Source organism: Legionella nautarum (assembly GCF_001467895.1).
GTDB classification, from domain to species: Bacteria; Pseudomonadota; Gammaproteobacteria; order Legionellales; family Legionellaceae; genus Tatlockia; species Tatlockia nautarum.
The window spans coordinates 867,116-881,665 of record NZ_LNYO01000013.1; the positions used below are offsets into that span (position 1 = coordinate 867,116).

Consider the following 14,550-nt stretch of genomic DNA (forward strand, 5'->3'; position numbering starts at 1 on the left):
ACCCTTATACGTCAATCCCGAGCTGATATCTTCAGGAAATGAATAGATGGAAGTTGTATTAAGTTTTTATCTTTTTCAGCCTGAGGATCTCGCAACAACATACTGGGAACCTTTTAAATTTTGATGTTGGTTTTTAGTTAACTCTAGGTTTCATGTGAAACCTTTGAGCTTGCAGAGACCTGCAAAGCCGTTGCATTTTGCAAACCACGTGGTAAGCGATTACCACGGCGGCCTCGTTCTCCCAGATAAAAATTAAGATCTGCAGCTTTCAAAGTAAAATGGCGCTTTCCTGCATGAACCGTTAATGCATCTTCAGGGTGGAGGACTTGCAAATCAATGACTAATTCTTCGCGTTGCTCCGCTTTTGCAGAAGAGATATTAATTAATTTGTTTCCCTTACCGCGAGATAGCTCAGGTAATTCCTTGATAGGAAAAATAAGCAAACGACCAGCGCTTGTTACAGCTGCAACCAGTTGTGACTCCTTATTAGCAATTAAACGAGGAGGCATAACGCGACTATTTTCAGGCAATTTAATACAGGCTTTACCATTGCGATTTTTCACATATAAATCTTGTAGTTTGCTAATAAAACCATAACCCGCATCGCTAGCTAATAGCACCCAATCCTCAGCATCTCCGGAAATAAGGCCCTCAAAAGACATACCGTCGGCAGGATTTAATTTACCAGTTAAAGGTTCGCCTTGCCCGCGTGCAGAGGGAAGTACGTGACCGGGTAGAGTATAAACCTTTCCTTCACTATCAAAGAAGATCACCTGCTGATTACTACGCGCATTGGTTTGGGCTTTAAATTCATCGCCTGATTTATAACTCAATTCACGACCATCAATGTCATAGCCCTTTGCAGCGCGAATCCAACCTTTTTGCGAGAGTACAACAGTAATGGGTTCGTTAGGTAAAATATCCTCTTCTTTTAGAGCCTGAGAATCTTGGCGCTCGATTAGAGGGGAGCGTCTAACATCCCCGAACTGATCTCTATCTGCAATAATTTCATCTTTGACTAAGGATTTTAACCGTTTTTCACTGGCTAAAATTGCTTGTAGGCGATCGCGCTCCTTACTCAACTCATCTAATTCGCCTCGCAGCTTAATTTCTTCTAATTTGGCTAGATGACGCAATTTCATTTCTAAAATGGCTTCAGCCTGCCTATCACTGAGTTGAAAGCGCTCCATTAAACCTTGTTTGGGATTATCATGTTCGCGAATAATGGCAATCACTTCATCAATATTGAGATAGGCGATAATTAAACCTTCCAATACGTGAATACGATCCAGTACTTTATCAAGTCGGTATTCTAAACGCCTTTTCACTGTTGCCAGGCGATAAGTTAGCCATTCTTTTAAAACAGTGAGTAACGATTTGACGCGCGGCTTGCCATCTAAACCTATCATATTGAAATTGACACGGTAACTTCGCTCTAAATCGGTCGTAGCAAATAGATGTGACATCAGTCCTTCAACGTCAACACGATTAGATTTCGGTGAAATCACTAGGCGAGTGGGGTGTTCGTGATCGGATTCATCACGCAAATCTTCAATCATAGGTAATTTTTTTTGCTGCATCTGTGCAGCAATTTGTTCAACTACTTTAGCGCCTGAAACCTGGTAAGGCAGGGCCGTGATCACGATATCATGCTTTTCCTGCAGATAAATTGCACGCATTTTTATCGAGCCGTTACCTGACTCATACATGCTTTTAATCGCTTGATTTGGCGTAATAATTTCTGCTTCGGTGGGAAAATCAGGACCCTGAATATGACTACAAACGTCTTCTAAAGTTGCTTTTGGATTATCCAACAAAAGAATACAGGCATTGGCTACCTCCGTTAAATTATGGGGCAAAATATCTGAAGACATACCCACGGCAATGCCAGTTGCTCCATTCAATAAAACATTGGGTAAACGCGCAGGGAGGAGTGCTGGTTCCTGCAAAGTACCGTCAAAATTATCGACCCAATCCACTGTACCTTGTTGTAACTCTGATAATAATAATTCAGCGTAAGCGGATAAACGTGCTTCAGTATAGCGCATTGCGGCGAAGGACTTTGGATCATCCGCAGATCCCCAGTTTCCTTGCCCATCGACAAAAGGATAACGGTAAGAAAAAGGTTGTGCCATTAAAACCATGGCTTCATAGCAGGCCGTATCGCCATGCGGATGGAATTTACCTAAAACATCCCCCACTGTGCGGGCTGATTTTTTGTATTTAGCTGTCGCTTTAAGCCCTAATTCCGACATTGCATAGACAATACGTCTTTGCACAGGTTTTAAGCCATCAGCAATATGAGGAAGTGCCCTATCAAGGATTACATACATTGAATAATCAAGATAAGCCTTTTCGGTAAACTCGGTTAGCGCTTTACGCTCTATCGCATCATTCATAAGATTCATTTCAAATTTCAATTCACAGAAATTATGGTTATTCCGATGCTATTTTAGCATCAATTATAAAGGTCGCTAATAATAACTGTCTCAAACTGTGAATAACTTTGTAAGTTCTTTCAAAATAAGAACAGTTAGCTTTATATCTCTTTGATAAATATCAAAATTTTGTCGAATTAATTTTTTCATACCAGGTTTTCCTGTGGATAACCTTGTGGATCGACAGTTGAATAACTTACTTAACTCATTATAAAAATGAAAATACTAAGCCCGTGGTTAATGTAACATAGGAATATATACATTAGCGAGAGCTCAGGTAATAGCTCAGCTCCGCAACTCAGAATGGTATGAGGCACGAGATTGACGTATGAGATCAAAAAAAGCATTGATGAATTAAAAGTGATATTTTTAATTCATCATTTCCTATCTGCCGCGCTTTGTCTGCGGCAGATTGGTGGTAGATTACTTAAGATTGTGTCTAACTTTCTTGATAGCACGGATTTGAGCAGCTGCACGGGCTAACTCAGCGGCTGCCATCGAATAATCCAATTCCGTATTTTTATTAGCTATTGCTTCTTCTGCGCGAGCTTTAGCTGCTAGAGCAACAGCCTCATCTAGATCTTCTGCTCGCTCTATCGCATCAGCCAAAACAGTAACATAGTAAGGTTGCACCTCCAGCATTCCACCAGAAACATAGTAAACTTCTTGCTTACCACCTTGCAAAGTGACGCGGATTTCTCCTGGTTTAAGCACTGTCAGCAAGGGAGCGTGACCTGGGGAAACCCCAATCTCTCCCATCTCGCCAGTTGCTACTACCATTTCTACGACGCCAGAGAATATTTCCTGTTCTGCACTGACGATGTCTAAGTGCGTTGTTATTGCCATGTCTGTTTGCCTCATAAGGTTTTAGCTTTAGCAACAGCTTCCTCGATGCTACCAACCATGTAAAATGCTTGCTCAGGTAAGTCATCATATTCACCAGCAAGAATTCCTTGGAATCCTTTAATCGTATCCTTCAATGATACGTATTTACCTGGTGAACCTGTGAACACTTCAGCAACGAAAAATGGCTGCGAAAGAAAACGTTGGATTTTACGTGCGCGGGAAACAACACGCTTATCTTCCTCAGACAATTCATCCATACCAAGAATAGCAATAATATCTTTTAATTCTTTATAGCGTTGTAAGGTCTGCTGAACACGACGGGCTGTGTCGTAATGCTCTTGACCGACGATTAAAGGATCCAATTGGCGTGAAGTAGAATCCAAAGGATCTACTGCAGGGTAAATACCTAACTCTGCAATTTGACGTGACAGTACCACTGTAGCATCCAAGTGAGCAAAGGTTGTTGCAGGAGATGGGTCTGTTAAGTCATCCGCTGGAACATAAACTGCTTGAATAGAGGTAATAGAACCTGTTTTGGTAGAAGTAATACGTTCTTGCAACATACCCATTTCCTCTGCCAATGTTGGCTGGTAACCTACTGCTGAAGGCATACGGCCTAGCAACGCAGATACTTCAACACCTGCTAAGGTATAACGATAAATGTTATCGATAAATAACAGAACATCACGACCTTCGTCACGGAATTTCTCTGCCATAGTCAAACCAGTCAAAGCCACACGCAGACGGTTTCCTGGTGGCTCATTCATCTGTCCGTAAACCAGGGATACTTTATCCAATACATTAGAATCTTTCATCTCATGATAGAAATCGTTACCTTCACGAGTACGCTCACCGACTCCAGCAAATACAGAGTAACCACTGTGCTCATGAGCAATATTGCGGATTAATTCCATCATGTTAACGGTTTTGCCCACACCGGCACCACCGAAGAGACCCACTTTACCCCCTTTAGCAAAAGGACAAAGTAAGTCAATTACCTTAATTCCAGTTTCAAGCAATTCTTGGCCGCCAGCTTGATCTTCATAGCTAGGTGCTTGACGATGAATTGTCCAATGTTCTTCTGCATCGATTGGACCTGCATCATCAACTGGACGACCTAGAACATCCATAATTCGTCCTAAAGTCTTTTTACCGACAGGAACACGAATTGGTTCACCAGTATTTTCTGTTTTGAGGCCACGTTTTAAACCGTCTGTAGAGCCCATTGCAATAGTACGCACAACACCATCGCCTAGCTGCTGCTGTACTTCAAAAACTAAATCACCTTCAACGAGCTTTAAAGCATCGTTTACTTTGGGAACACCTTCGCGGGGGAATTCTACGTCAACCACCGCACCAATAACTTCAACTACCGTTCCTACACTCATCGTATACCCTCTTATAAAGCGTCTGCACCACCGACAATTTCAGCCAATTCTTGGGTAATGGCAGCTTGTCGGGCTTTGTTATAAGCCAATTGAAACTCTTTGATTAAATCACCTGCGTTGTCAGTTGCGCTTTTCATCGCAATCATTTTGGCCGCTTGTTCACAAGCAATATTTTCTACTACAGCCTGATAAACCTGTAACTCGATATAGCGCTCCAACAAAGCGTCAAGCAACTCTTTGGCATCAGGTTCGTAAATATAATCCCAATGATGCCCAAGTGATTTTCTGTCTTCTTCTGCTCTAGGTAAAGGCAGTAATTGTTTGACAGTCGGCTTTTGTGTCATGGTGTTAACAAACTCATTGTAAACGACATGCAGGGCATCAATTTCGCCTTTGTAAAATGCGTCCAGCATGACTTTAACAGCGCCAATTATATCTTTAACACCTGGTTTATCCCCCAATTGATCAATTGAGGCAATGACTCGTCCGCCAACACGTTTAAAAAACGCCTGACCTTTGCGGCCAATAACACAAAGGTCAATTTCTTTTCCTTCCTGTTGCCATTGGCGGAGGACACGAATCGTTTCTCGCAAAAGGTTTGAGTTTAAACCACCACACAATCCCCGATCGGAAGTGACAACAATTATCCCAATACGCTTAATATCACGATTTTCCATAAAAGGATGACGATATTCGGATGTTGCACGAGCTATGTGTCTGACAACATTATATATTTTAGTTGCATAAGGCTTTGATGCACGCATTCTATCCTGCGTTTTACGCATTTTGCTTGCTGCAACCATTTCCATTGCTCGAGTAATTTTTTGCGTGTTTTTAATACTCGCAATTTTTGAACGGATCTCTTTCGCTCCAGCCATATCTTGCTTCGCCTTTAATTAACAGACTGTGTAGTGAGCACAGTCTGCGTAATCAATTAGCCATTATCTGCCTATGCAGAAATGACTCTAAACTTACCAACTCCCACTGCGTTTAAACTCTTCCACAGCAGCCTTAATTTGTGACTCAATCTCACCGTCATAGGCGCCTGCTTCATTAATTTTCTGTAATAAAGCGGCCTGTGAAGCGCGCATGTAGCCATGTAAAGCATGTTCGAACGCACTTACTTCACTAACAGGGATATCATCGAGATAACCTTTTTCAACAACAAAAAGTGAAATTGCCATTTCAGCAACTGAGAGGGGTGAGTATTGCTTTTGCTTCATTAATTCAGTGATTCGTTGTCCGCGCTCTAATTGCTTACGAGTTGCGTCATCAAGGTCTGAAGCAAACTGAGAAAATGCCTCTAACTCACGGAACTGCGCTAATGCTAGCCGTGTACCACCACCCAGTTTTTTCATAATTTTTGTTTGCGCAGCACCACCGACCCGAGAGACTGAAAGTCCTGAGTTAATTGCTGGGCGCACCCCTGAGTTGAATAAATCGACATCAAGGAAAATCTGACCATCGGTAATAGAGATTACGTTGGTTGGTACGAAAGCAGAAACGTCGCCTGCCTGGGTTTCAATAATTGGCAGGGCAGTCAGTGAACCTGTCTTACCTTTTACTTCGCCTTTTGTTAATTTTTCAACTTCTTCAGCATTAATTCGCGCTGCACGCTCCAATAAACGGGAGTGCAAATAGAAAATATCACCAGGATAGGCTTCTCTTCCAGGAGGACGTCTTAATAACAGAGATATTTGACGATATGCCCAAGCCTGTTTAGTCAAATCATCATAAACGATCAATGCATCTTCGCCATTTTCCATGAAGTATTCACCCATGGTGCAACCAGAATAAGGAGCGATGAACTGAAGTGCAGCTGAATCGGAAGCACCTGCAACAACCACGATGGTATGTTCCATTGCTCCGCTTTCTTCTAATTTACGTACAATAGCCGCAACAGAAGAAGCTTTCTGGCCAATAGCGACATAAATACATTTTACACCAGTGCCTTTTTGGTTGATGATCGCATCAATTGCAATGGCGGTTTTTCCAGTTTGACGGTCGCCAATAATAAGCTCACGTTGGCCCCGGCCGACAGGAATCATCGCATCTACGGCTTTCAAACCAGTTTGAACAGGTTGATCAACTGATTGACGGCTAATTACGCCAGGCGCAACTTTTTCAATCGGTGATGTTTTAGTTGCTTCGATGGGTCCTTTACCGTCAATTGGATTACCAAGTGCATCAACTACTCGACCTAATAAAGCTTTTCCAACCGGCACTTGAAGTATACGGCCCGTGCATTTTCCTTGTTGACCTTCCGATAAACTAGAATAATCCCCAAGAATTACAGCACCGACAGAATCGCGTTCTAAGTTTAGAGCTAATCCATAGATACCACCTGGAAATTCAATCATTTCTCCTTGCATAGCATCTTCAAGGCCATGCAGACGAACGATACCATCTTTTAAGCTAACAATTGTTCCTACATTCCGTGCTTCTGAAACAACAGAAAACTGTTCAATTTTTTTTCTAATTAACTCACTGATTTCAGATGGATTTAAAGCTACTTGTTCTGACATGAATTCTATCCTCTTATTACGCGGCTAAATCGGCGCCTAATTTATTTAACTTTCCAAGCACCGAACCATCGATAACTAAATCGCCTGCACGAATAATCGCGCCACCTAACAATGATTTGTCTTCTCTAAGGTTAAGTGTTACTTGGCGCTGTAATCGATGGCTGAGCGAGTCGATTAATTTCTTTTGTTGATCAGTTGAAAGTTCTGAGAAACTGATAACATCTACCTTCAGCGTTTTTTCTTGCTCAGCGCGCAGTACTTCAAAAATCACTTTAATGTCGGGTAACAACATGAGTCTTTTATTCTGAGCTAACATGCTAATCAGATTTTCAATCTCAGTATTATCCGAACCGGATTTTGCGAAGAGAGCCATTAACAAAGTTAACTGCTGTTCCACGGTGACAGTCGGGCTCAAAATAAATTGCTTTGCTTTTTCATCGAGTACTGCAACAGCAAGATACTGCAGTATTTCAGACCATTCGCTTAGTTTTTTGGTCGCTAGCGCGTGTTCAAAAATGGCTTTAGCATAGGGCCTGGCTATCGTAGTAGTATTAGACATATCAAATCTCTTCAATCAGATCGTCGAGCAGTTTGCTATTGGCTTTTGCATCGATTTCGCGATTTAGAATCTTTTCAGCACCGGCAATTGCCAACTGAGCCACTTGGCTACGCAAGCTATCTTTTGCATGGTTAATTTCCTGCAATAATTGCTCATGAGCAAGCTTAGCTTGTCTTTGTGCTTCCAATTTAGCGTCTTCTTTCGCTTCTTCTATCATCTGTGCAGCGCGACGATTCGCTTTTTCCACGATTTCCGAAGCCTGTGCTTTCGCTTGTTTCAGTTCATCTTTTACACGATGCTGGGCAAGTTCTAATTCCTTTCGCCCGCGTTCAGCCGCTGACAAACCGTCGGCTATTTTGTCTTGGCGTTCTTCCATCGCCTTAGCCAATGGGGGCCAGACAAATTTCATGGTAAACCAAACAAATGCGGCAAATACCAACATTTGTATAACTAGAGTTAAATTAATATCCAAGGTTTTATCTCCCGTAGCAATTAGGGCGCCTTGCGCCCTGATTTGGTGTTATTAACCTAAGTTGCTGAGGAAGGGGTTGGCGAAAGTGAAGAATAACGCGATACCCACACCAATCATTGTTACCGCGTCAAGAAGACCAGCAACGATAAACATTTTTACTTGCAACATAGGAACCATTTCGGGTTGACGCGCAGAACCTTCAAGGAATTTTCCGCCTAATAAACCGAAACCAATCGCAGTACCTAAAGCACCTAAACCAATCAGTAAAGCGACTGCAATAACAGTCATACCTTGAACCTGTGCTATCAAATTTGCAGCTTGCATATAAATCCCCTTAATGGACAATGATTAAATAAAAAACTGATTAATGATCTTCATGAGCCAAACTTAAATAAACTATCGTTAGCACCATGAAAATAAATGCTTGCAACGTAATGACCAATATATGGAAAATTGACCAAGCTAAGGCCAACAAGAATTGCGCTACACCTAAGGTGGTTGCTCCTACAACAGAGGCAGACGTTGCATTCAAAGTTAACAAGGCTATCAGAATAAAGATTAATTCGCCAGCATATAAGTTACCAAACAAACGAAGAGCCAGAGAGATTGGCTTGGCGATTAATCCTACTAATTCAAGTAGCAAATTAAATGGAATAAATAATGGGTGGTTAAATGGTTGTAAGGTTAATTCTTTTACAAAACCTTTTAGCCCTTTAATTTTTATGCTGTAAATTAAAATAAGCATGAATACAGATAAGGATAGGGCAAAAGTTAAATTCAGATCGTTGGTAGGAACCACTTTTAAATAATGAATACCTACCGTCTGAGCTGCTAAAGGCAGAATATCGACCGGCAGAATATCCATAAAATTCATCAGGAAAACCCAGACGAAGATGGTTAGGGCTAGTGGGCCAATTAATTTATTTTTACCATGAAAACAATCCTTGACCTGATTATCCGCAAAATCAAGCATTAACTCGGCAAAATTTTGTAACTTCCCCGGAACACCAGTTGTTACTCTGCGAGCACCAAAATAAAGTAAAGTTAGAATCACAATTCCTGTTACGACAGAGAAAAATAAAGTATCTAAGTTGACTGTCCAAAAACCATCAGCTCCAAAACGCATTGTTTTAAAATCGAAGGTCAAATATGTTAGATGATGCTTAATGTATTGGGTGCTTGATACCATTTCAGTCACTTTCAGGCCTATTTTGTTTGTTAGCAAAAATCAGTGGTGCAAACCAATAGTTCATTAGCACCACAATGTAGGTGAAAAAAAACGCAAGAGGGGTTATTTTGAACCACATAAAAACCAATGTAAATAAGATAACAGACGACAAAATTTTCAAAGCCTCTCCTAAATAGAAGCTTTTAACAATTTGTCTTGCTGCCCTAGCACCCTGGTATTGAAATAATTTTCTAGCGAAAAGAGCTGAGGGGATTATTGCCACCATGCCGCCTAAAACCGCCGACATTGCTTCTTTTTTACCGAAAATTGCTAATAATACCAAAGAAATCAATACACTAGTCAACAGTTGAATTCCTAGCATCCGCTTTACACCGCTAATGCCAAGCTTATCTTTCACATTTTCACCCATCTTTTATCGCGCGGATTATAAAGTAATCAACTTTGATAAGCAACGTAAACCGCTGTTAATCTGTTGAAATTACCGACAATTGTACATTTATGATACATAAAAATCAATATGTTTGATTATTTTCCATTGTTTTCATCCTTATTCCTGAGATCTACACTGGAATATTAGCTATAAATTGCATATATTTTAAATAGGGGTTCTGCTGTCGTTTTTTTGACCGAACCTTTTCAAAAAAATGCCCATCAGAACTCGCAATTTACCTCGCAATTAAGGAATTGACTATGTCTGAAAAGCAACAACGCACCGCAGCCAGTATGCGGGAAAAGATGCTCAATCGGTATGGTGATGGACTCCACCACAAACATGATAAAAACCACAACCCTTATAGGAAACATTTTAGATCCCACCCAGTTGAAACTTTAAACGGTTATGACGAAGAAAGAGATACTCATGCATCGACGGGTTCTTTACGTGCATTAAAATTAAGAAAAATTCGTAAACGACTGGATAAAGGTCGCTTCCATTGATAAAGTAAACGGTATCCTCCAGGTTAGCCACTTCCTGGTTTGGAAAAACAGTACCCCGTGGCCTGGATGTCCAGGCCACAATGCGATTTAGCTGCGCAAAGTGGATATATTTAATCTAAGTTGCTCATAGCAGATACGATTTGACTGTCTTTCCATGACACAGACTAGTGTATCCTAACTGTCAGCCACAGCATGCTGACTTAAATGGTAGTATTTAAATAATTTTACCACCCGGTCCACTCCTTCTGTATTTCTTGCGATATCGATTACCCGCAGTGCTTGGCGAGGTTTCACATCTCCCATAAGATACACAATATGATCCGAAGTTATTACTTTAAATGCACGAGGATCAATCTCAGCATCAGCAAAAATTTGACTCCGTATTTTTGCGGTAATCCAACTATCCTCTATCGTAGAACTTGGCTCTTTGCTTAAATCCAACTGATTAATGACGCGGCGATAACCTCTCAGTGCTGAAACGCGTCTTAGAGCTTCATGTCGCAACTCGTCAGTCGGAACATGTCCAGCAAGTAAAATATCTCCGTTGAAAACAGCCAAATCGATTGAGCAGCCTTGTTGCTTAAACAATAAATCATCATAAAGAGCATGGCCTGCTTCAGCCCCTAACTGGTAATCATCCATTTTTTTGTAAACATTATGGCGATCGTAGACCATAGTTGCTCCAGTCCACAATTCGCTATAACAGCCTCCTAATAAGGTAAAGCCTGATAGGAGGACAATCAAACATCCTTGTTTTTTCATACCCGATTTTAGATTATATTTTTAGACTATGTATTGAAAAACCTTAACCACTTTTCTCACGCCATCAACCTGCCTTGCAACATTGACCGCTAGATTAGCTTGCTCATGAGTCGCAATTCCCATTAAATAGACAACACCATTCTCCGTCACTATACGTATAGAGCCGGACTCTAGACCTTTTCTAGCTAACATTAAACTGCGAACCTGGCTGGTAATCCAAGTATCTTTGGTTCTTTCGGCTATGGGTATTGGATAGGCTACCGTGATTTCATCATAGACTCTTCTTACATTAGGCGTAGTCTGCGCAATTTTTTCAGCCATCACTCGTAAAGAAGCTGCAGGTGTTTGGCCAACCAATAAAACTACACGATTAAAACTAGTGACTATAATTCGAGAATCGTGGAAACGGGGGTCTTTTACTATTGCCGTATGTATTTTATGGAAGATACGAGCGTCACTCTCAATAGTGACAACGCTACGTCTATCATAAACAACTAAACTTGCAGCAGCACCAGCTACCATTGCTGCTACACAGCCCATAAGTAAAGTACTTATTAGCAAAACAATGATCGAACGTATTTTCATAATTTACCCCAGCATTTGCCCAAATAAGGATTGATCTATCAGATCACAAAAACAATGCAAAATGAATAAATGCGTTTCGTGGATACGAGCTGCATTGTCACCCTGTACTCTCAACTCAATATCTTCTGGACCAAGATGATTACTTAGCACGCCGCCATCTCGGCCGCTTAAGGCAATAGTATCCATTCCTCTGTCATTTGCCGCATTCACTGCATGTAAAATACAGTCTGCATTCCCCGATGTCGAGAGGGCGATCAATACATCCCCTTCTTGACCCAATCCCTGTATCTGGCGCGCGAATACTTGATCATAATGACCATCGTTAGCAATGGAGGTGAGGACCGCCATATCGGCTGTTAATGCAATAATAGGGAGAGCAGGGCGTTCGACTTCGAAATGATTAATCATTGATGCAGAAAAGTGGAGGCAATTTGCTGCTGATCCGCCACTGCCACAAATTAATATTTTGCCATCATTGAGTAAACAATTGACTAAACGTAAACCTGCTTTCGCTATCTGAGAAGACAAAGCATCTGCGACTGCAATTTTTGCTTCTATACTGATACCAAAAAGCTGTCTGATTCGGTCTTCCATCTGTGCCATTTTTATTTCCGATTATTCATCATGTTAAAAGCAGTATTAAAAATCCATGTCAAAAGCATTCTTTATCCATTCAATCTGCAATTCTTTTCCTTCAATCCCGAGCACATCAAAACGTACCGGTTGTTTATCGTATCTTTTGTTGCTTGCCAAATAATGAGTAGCAGCTCGAGCTAGTTTGCGCTGTTTAGCGTAATTAACACTCGCTAGTGCACCACCAAAACCTCGTGAACTGCGGGCACGTACTTCAACGAAGACCAGGTAATTTTGCTCTTGCATAATTAAATCAATTTCACCCCAGCGGCAGCGATAATTGCTCTCTACCCAATGCAAACCTTGTGAAATAAGATAAGCTCTCGCTTGCTCTTCTGCTACTAAACCGGTCTTCAATGACATCTATCTTCTATCCCAATTAGGTTAAGCTGGTCTCTATTGCAACACCACCTTTAAATTGTCCCCAAGCTGGAATCCTTGCAATCTGTTGTATTCGATTCAAATAAAGTACACCACTCTTATCATCAATGCCCATAGCAGGAAAAAGCAGTAATTGATTCAATTGGTTTGTTAAGGTATAGCTATCCATACCGAGCGCATATAAGCGATTATAGCTGTTTAACTGCTCTGGCCAATTTTTATTAGCCATCTGATGGGCAAACACCCAAGGCATATCACTAAAAATAATCCCATCGAGATCTTTATCTTTCATAATATTGGGGCTGCCAGCATACACTGCTGAGGTAGCAAAGACCGGAATATCTCCTGCAAAATAATATTTTAATAGAGGCATGATTTGCCGTGCCTTAGAAGGATAGGCAAGTAAAAAAATCATATCGAAATCTTGTCGGCGTCGGGGTATCGTTTGAATTTTTTGTCCCAATAAATGTCTTAGTTGTTTTTCTCTAGACTGACTATCTGACACATGAAGTAAATCTCGCACCGAGACGTTCAAATCCTCATTATTTCCGTAGGCTAATTTGTCAACCACAACACCGCCATTGGTTTTCCATTGGGAACTAAAAGCCGCAACGATTTCATCTCCCCAAGCCCCGGCTGGAGCAATCACCAATGCGCGCTTATAGCCTTTTTTCTCTGCTCGTGCTGCTACTTGTCGAGCTTCATTGCTAGGAGACAACCCAAAACGGTAAGCATTGGTATTGTTCGCCACATCCATATCATTGAGTAATAAGGTGGGTACTGGATGTTCCATTGCCGCAACGACAGCAACATCGGCTTTACTAAGAGGCCCTACTACATAATCAGCTCCATCGTTTAAAGCTTGTCGATATAAAGCCGCAACATCCCCTGCCGCTGTATTATATTGACGAATATTCGCTGACGAATTCGTTGAAGCCGCCATAAAACCATCACGAATTGCACCACCAGGACCTGCTAGAGGACCGGTTAACGGCAATAACAAAGCAATTTGTTTAGGACTGCTATATAGATAAGGTTTCACTGCAGCAAGTGGTGAGGGTAATAATTTATTCGCTGGATGCGCAGGATATTGTTCCTGCCATTGCTCCACTTGTGCATAGAGTGCTTGCGCATTCTCATAGTTTTGTCGCGGAATTAGCGCTAATTTCATCCATCCTTGTAATTCAGAATTATCCGATGCTTCGACAGCTAGGGTATTTAGCTCGGCTACTGGCAGTTTGGTTAAAGTAAGCCATAAAATACGACGATTATTTGTTTGGGCAGCTTCATCGGGAATCAATCTTTCCAATTTAATTCGTTCGACCACCGATTCTGCAGGATTGCCTACAGATTCATAGGCAGAAGCTAAAATTTCATGATATTGAACTTGATAGAAGGCCGACAAATTGTTAGTTTCACGCACGGCAGCTAATCGAGAAATTGCGGAACGTGGTTGGTCGCGTAGTAAATCCGTTTTTGCAAGAAGAATGTTTTTTGCATTAGCCTGCTCCAGCGATAAATTGCTAGTTTGTGCTAAGGTGCGAAGGCCATCACGAAGCTGACCATCATAGATAAAACGGCCGGCTGCCATTATCAACATATTTTGCTTTTCGATATCCGCCTGATTTTTGGCAAGAGCAAGATAGGCTGTAGCAGGCATAGTATAGGGAGTTGTCAGTGCTGCCGCTGATTTTACTTTGACAGAAGATTGAATTTGGGGCTCAGGAACCTTCATACATTGTGAAAGTAAAAGAGCAGAACTAATAATTGCAACTAATTTGATGAGCGATTTTGCAAACATGAAAATAGGTCCAAAACGCAGGAACGCAATAGGAT

16 protein-coding genes are annotated in these 14,550 nt (G+C 41.3%); 1 reads left to right on the plus strand and 15 read right to left on the minus strand.

Annotated features, from left to right (window positions below; all coding sequences use genetic code 11):
* Positions 1-143: 143 nt before the first annotated feature.
* The 10 genes from parC to Lnau_RS07225 form a co-directional block, all read right to left on the minus strand.
* Positions 144-2,399 (minus strand): DNA topoisomerase IV subunit A, encoded by a 2,256-nt coding sequence (parC, locus tag Lnau_RS07180; protein WP_058504845.1) that lies wholly within the window; start codon positions 2,397-2,399, stop codon positions 144-146.
* 462 nt (positions 2,400-2,861) lie between these two features.
* The gene (locus Lnau_RS07185) at positions 2,862-3,284 is read right to left on the minus strand and encodes a F0F1 ATP synthase subunit epsilon (RefSeq protein WP_058504846.1); all 423 of its coding nucleotides are present in this window, start codon (positions 3,282-3,284) and stop codon (positions 2,862-2,864) included.
* Between the two features lie 11 nt (positions 3,285-3,295).
* Positions 3,296-4,672, minus strand: a complete 1,377-nt coding sequence (atpD, locus tag Lnau_RS07190) for a F0F1 ATP synthase subunit beta (protein ID WP_058504445.1) — start codon at positions 4,670-4,672, stop codon at positions 3,296-3,298.
* A gap of 11 nt (positions 4,673-4,683) precedes the next feature.
* Complete coding sequence (atpG, locus tag Lnau_RS07195; RefSeq protein WP_058504446.1) at positions 4,684-5,550, minus strand: F0F1 ATP synthase subunit gamma; 867 nt, start codon at positions 5,548-5,550, stop codon at positions 4,684-4,686.
* A 93-nt stretch (positions 5,551-5,643) separates the two neighbouring features.
* Positions 5,644-7,197: a F0F1 ATP synthase subunit alpha gene (gene atpA / locus Lnau_RS07200; protein ID WP_058504447.1), complete on the minus strand. Its 1,554-nt coding sequence runs from the start codon at positions 7,195-7,197 to the stop codon at positions 5,644-5,646.
* 16 nt (positions 7,198-7,213) lie between these two features.
* The gene (locus Lnau_RS07205) at positions 7,214-7,756 is read right to left on the minus strand and encodes a F0F1 ATP synthase subunit delta (RefSeq protein ID WP_058504448.1); all 543 of its coding nucleotides are present in this window, start codon (positions 7,754-7,756) and stop codon (positions 7,214-7,216) included.
* Position 7,757: 1 nt separating this feature from the next.
* Positions 7,758-8,228: a F0F1 ATP synthase subunit B gene (locus Lnau_RS07210; RefSeq protein WP_058504449.1), complete on the minus strand. Its 471-nt coding sequence runs from the start codon at positions 8,226-8,228 to the stop codon at positions 7,758-7,760.
* A 51-nt stretch (positions 8,229-8,279) separates the two neighbouring features.
* Complete coding sequence (gene atpE / locus Lnau_RS07215) at positions 8,280-8,552, minus strand: F0F1 ATP synthase subunit C (RefSeq protein ID WP_058504450.1); 273 nt, start codon at positions 8,550-8,552, stop codon at positions 8,280-8,282.
* Positions 8,553-8,592: 40 nt separating this feature from the next.
* The gene (gene atpB, locus Lnau_RS07220) at positions 8,593-9,417 is read right to left on the minus strand and encodes a F0F1 ATP synthase subunit A (protein WP_083503785.1); all 825 of its coding nucleotides are present in this window, start codon (positions 9,415-9,417) and stop codon (positions 8,593-8,595) included.
* 1 nt (position 9,418) lies between these two features.
* Positions 9,419-9,814, minus strand: coding sequence for an ATP synthase subunit I (locus Lnau_RS07225; protein ID WP_238585927.1), 396 nt, complete (start codon positions 9,812-9,814; stop codon positions 9,419-9,421).
* Positions 9,815-10,107: 293 nt separating this feature from the next.
* Between Lnau_RS07225 and Lnau_RS07230 the strand changes: the two genes are divergently transcribed.
* Entirely contained in the window at positions 10,108-10,353 is a 246-nt protein-coding gene (locus Lnau_RS07230; protein ID WP_058504452.1) for a hypothetical protein, read from the plus strand.
* A gap of 174 nt (positions 10,354-10,527) precedes the next feature.
* Here the strand turns inward: Lnau_RS07230 and Lnau_RS07235 are convergent, their stop codons facing one another.
* From Lnau_RS07235 to Lnau_RS07255, 5 genes are read right to left on the minus strand one after another with little or no spacing between them, the layout of a single operon-like run.
* Positions 10,528-11,115 (minus strand): BON domain-containing protein, encoded by a 588-nt coding sequence (locus Lnau_RS07235; RefSeq protein WP_058504453.1) that lies wholly within the window; start codon positions 11,113-11,115, stop codon positions 10,528-10,530.
* A 21-nt stretch (positions 11,116-11,136) separates the two neighbouring features.
* Entirely contained in the window at positions 11,137-11,700 is a 564-nt protein-coding gene (locus tag Lnau_RS07240) for a BON domain-containing protein (protein WP_058504454.1), read from the minus strand.
* Positions 11,701-11,703: 3 nt separating this feature from the next.
* Positions 11,704-12,303, minus strand: coding sequence for a D-sedoheptulose-7-phosphate isomerase (locus Lnau_RS07245; RefSeq protein ID WP_083503786.1), 600 nt, complete (start codon positions 12,301-12,303; stop codon positions 11,704-11,706).
* Between the two features lie 36 nt (positions 12,304-12,339).
* Entirely contained in the window at positions 12,340-12,696 is a 357-nt protein-coding gene (locus tag Lnau_RS07250; protein WP_058504455.1) for a YraN family protein, read from the minus strand.
* Positions 12,697-12,712: 16 nt separating this feature from the next.
* Positions 12,713-14,515, minus strand: a complete 1,803-nt coding sequence (locus tag Lnau_RS07255) for a penicillin-binding protein activator (RefSeq protein WP_058504456.1) — start codon at positions 14,513-14,515, stop codon at positions 12,713-12,715.
* Positions 14,516-14,550: the final 35 nt, after the last annotated feature.

Excerpts from the sequence above, each read along its gene's own strand:
- atpG (WP_058504446.1), bottom strand. The coding sequence starts at position 5,550 with ATGGCTGGAGCGAAAGAGATCCGTTCAAAAATTGCGAGTATTAAAAAC.
- Lnau_RS07185 (WP_058504846.1), bottom strand. The coding sequence starts at position 3,284 with ATGGCAATAACAACGCACTTAGACATCGTCAGTGCAGAACAGGAAATA.
- parC (WP_058504845.1), bottom strand. The coding sequence starts at position 2,399 with ATGAATGATGCGATAGAGCGTAAAGCGCTAACCGAGTTTACCGAAAAG.
- Lnau_RS07230 (WP_058504452.1), top strand. The coding sequence starts at position 10,108 with ATGTCTGAAAAGCAACAACGCACCGCAGCCAGTATGCGGGAAAAGATG.
- Lnau_RS07205 (WP_058504448.1), bottom strand. The coding sequence starts at position 7,756 with ATGTCTAATACTACTACGATAGCCAGGCCCTATGCTAAAGCCATTTTT.
- atpE (WP_058504450.1), bottom strand. The coding sequence starts at position 8,552 with ATGCAAGCTGCAAATTTGATAGCACAGGTTCAAGGTATGACTGTTATT.
- atpB (WP_083503785.1), bottom strand. The coding sequence starts at position 9,417 with ATGGTATCAAGCACCCAATACATTAAGCATCATCTAACATATTTGACC.
- Lnau_RS07250 (WP_058504455.1), bottom strand. The coding sequence starts at position 12,696 with ATGTCATTGAAGACCGGTTTAGTAGCAGAAGAGCAAGCGAGAGCTTAT.
- atpD (WP_058504445.1), bottom strand. The coding sequence starts at position 4,672 with ATGAGTGTAGGAACGGTAGTTGAAGTTATTGGTGCGGTGGTTGACGTA.
- Lnau_RS07235 (WP_058504453.1), bottom strand. The coding sequence starts at position 11,115 with ATGAAAAAACAAGGATGTTTGATTGTCCTCCTATCAGGCTTTACCTTA.
- Lnau_RS07240 (WP_058504454.1), bottom strand. The coding sequence starts at position 11,700 with ATGAAAATACGTTCGATCATTGTTTTGCTAATAAGTACTTTACTTATG.
- Lnau_RS07255 (WP_058504456.1), bottom strand. The coding sequence starts at position 14,515 with ATGTTTGCAAAATCGCTCATCAAATTAGTTGCAATTATTAGTTCTGCT.
- atpA (WP_058504447.1), bottom strand. The coding sequence starts at position 7,197 with ATGTCAGAACAAGTAGCTTTAAATCCATCTGAAATCAGTGAGTTAATT.
- Lnau_RS07245 (WP_083503786.1), bottom strand. The coding sequence starts at position 12,303 with ATGGCACAGATGGAAGACCGAATCAGACAGCTTTTTGGTATCAGTATA.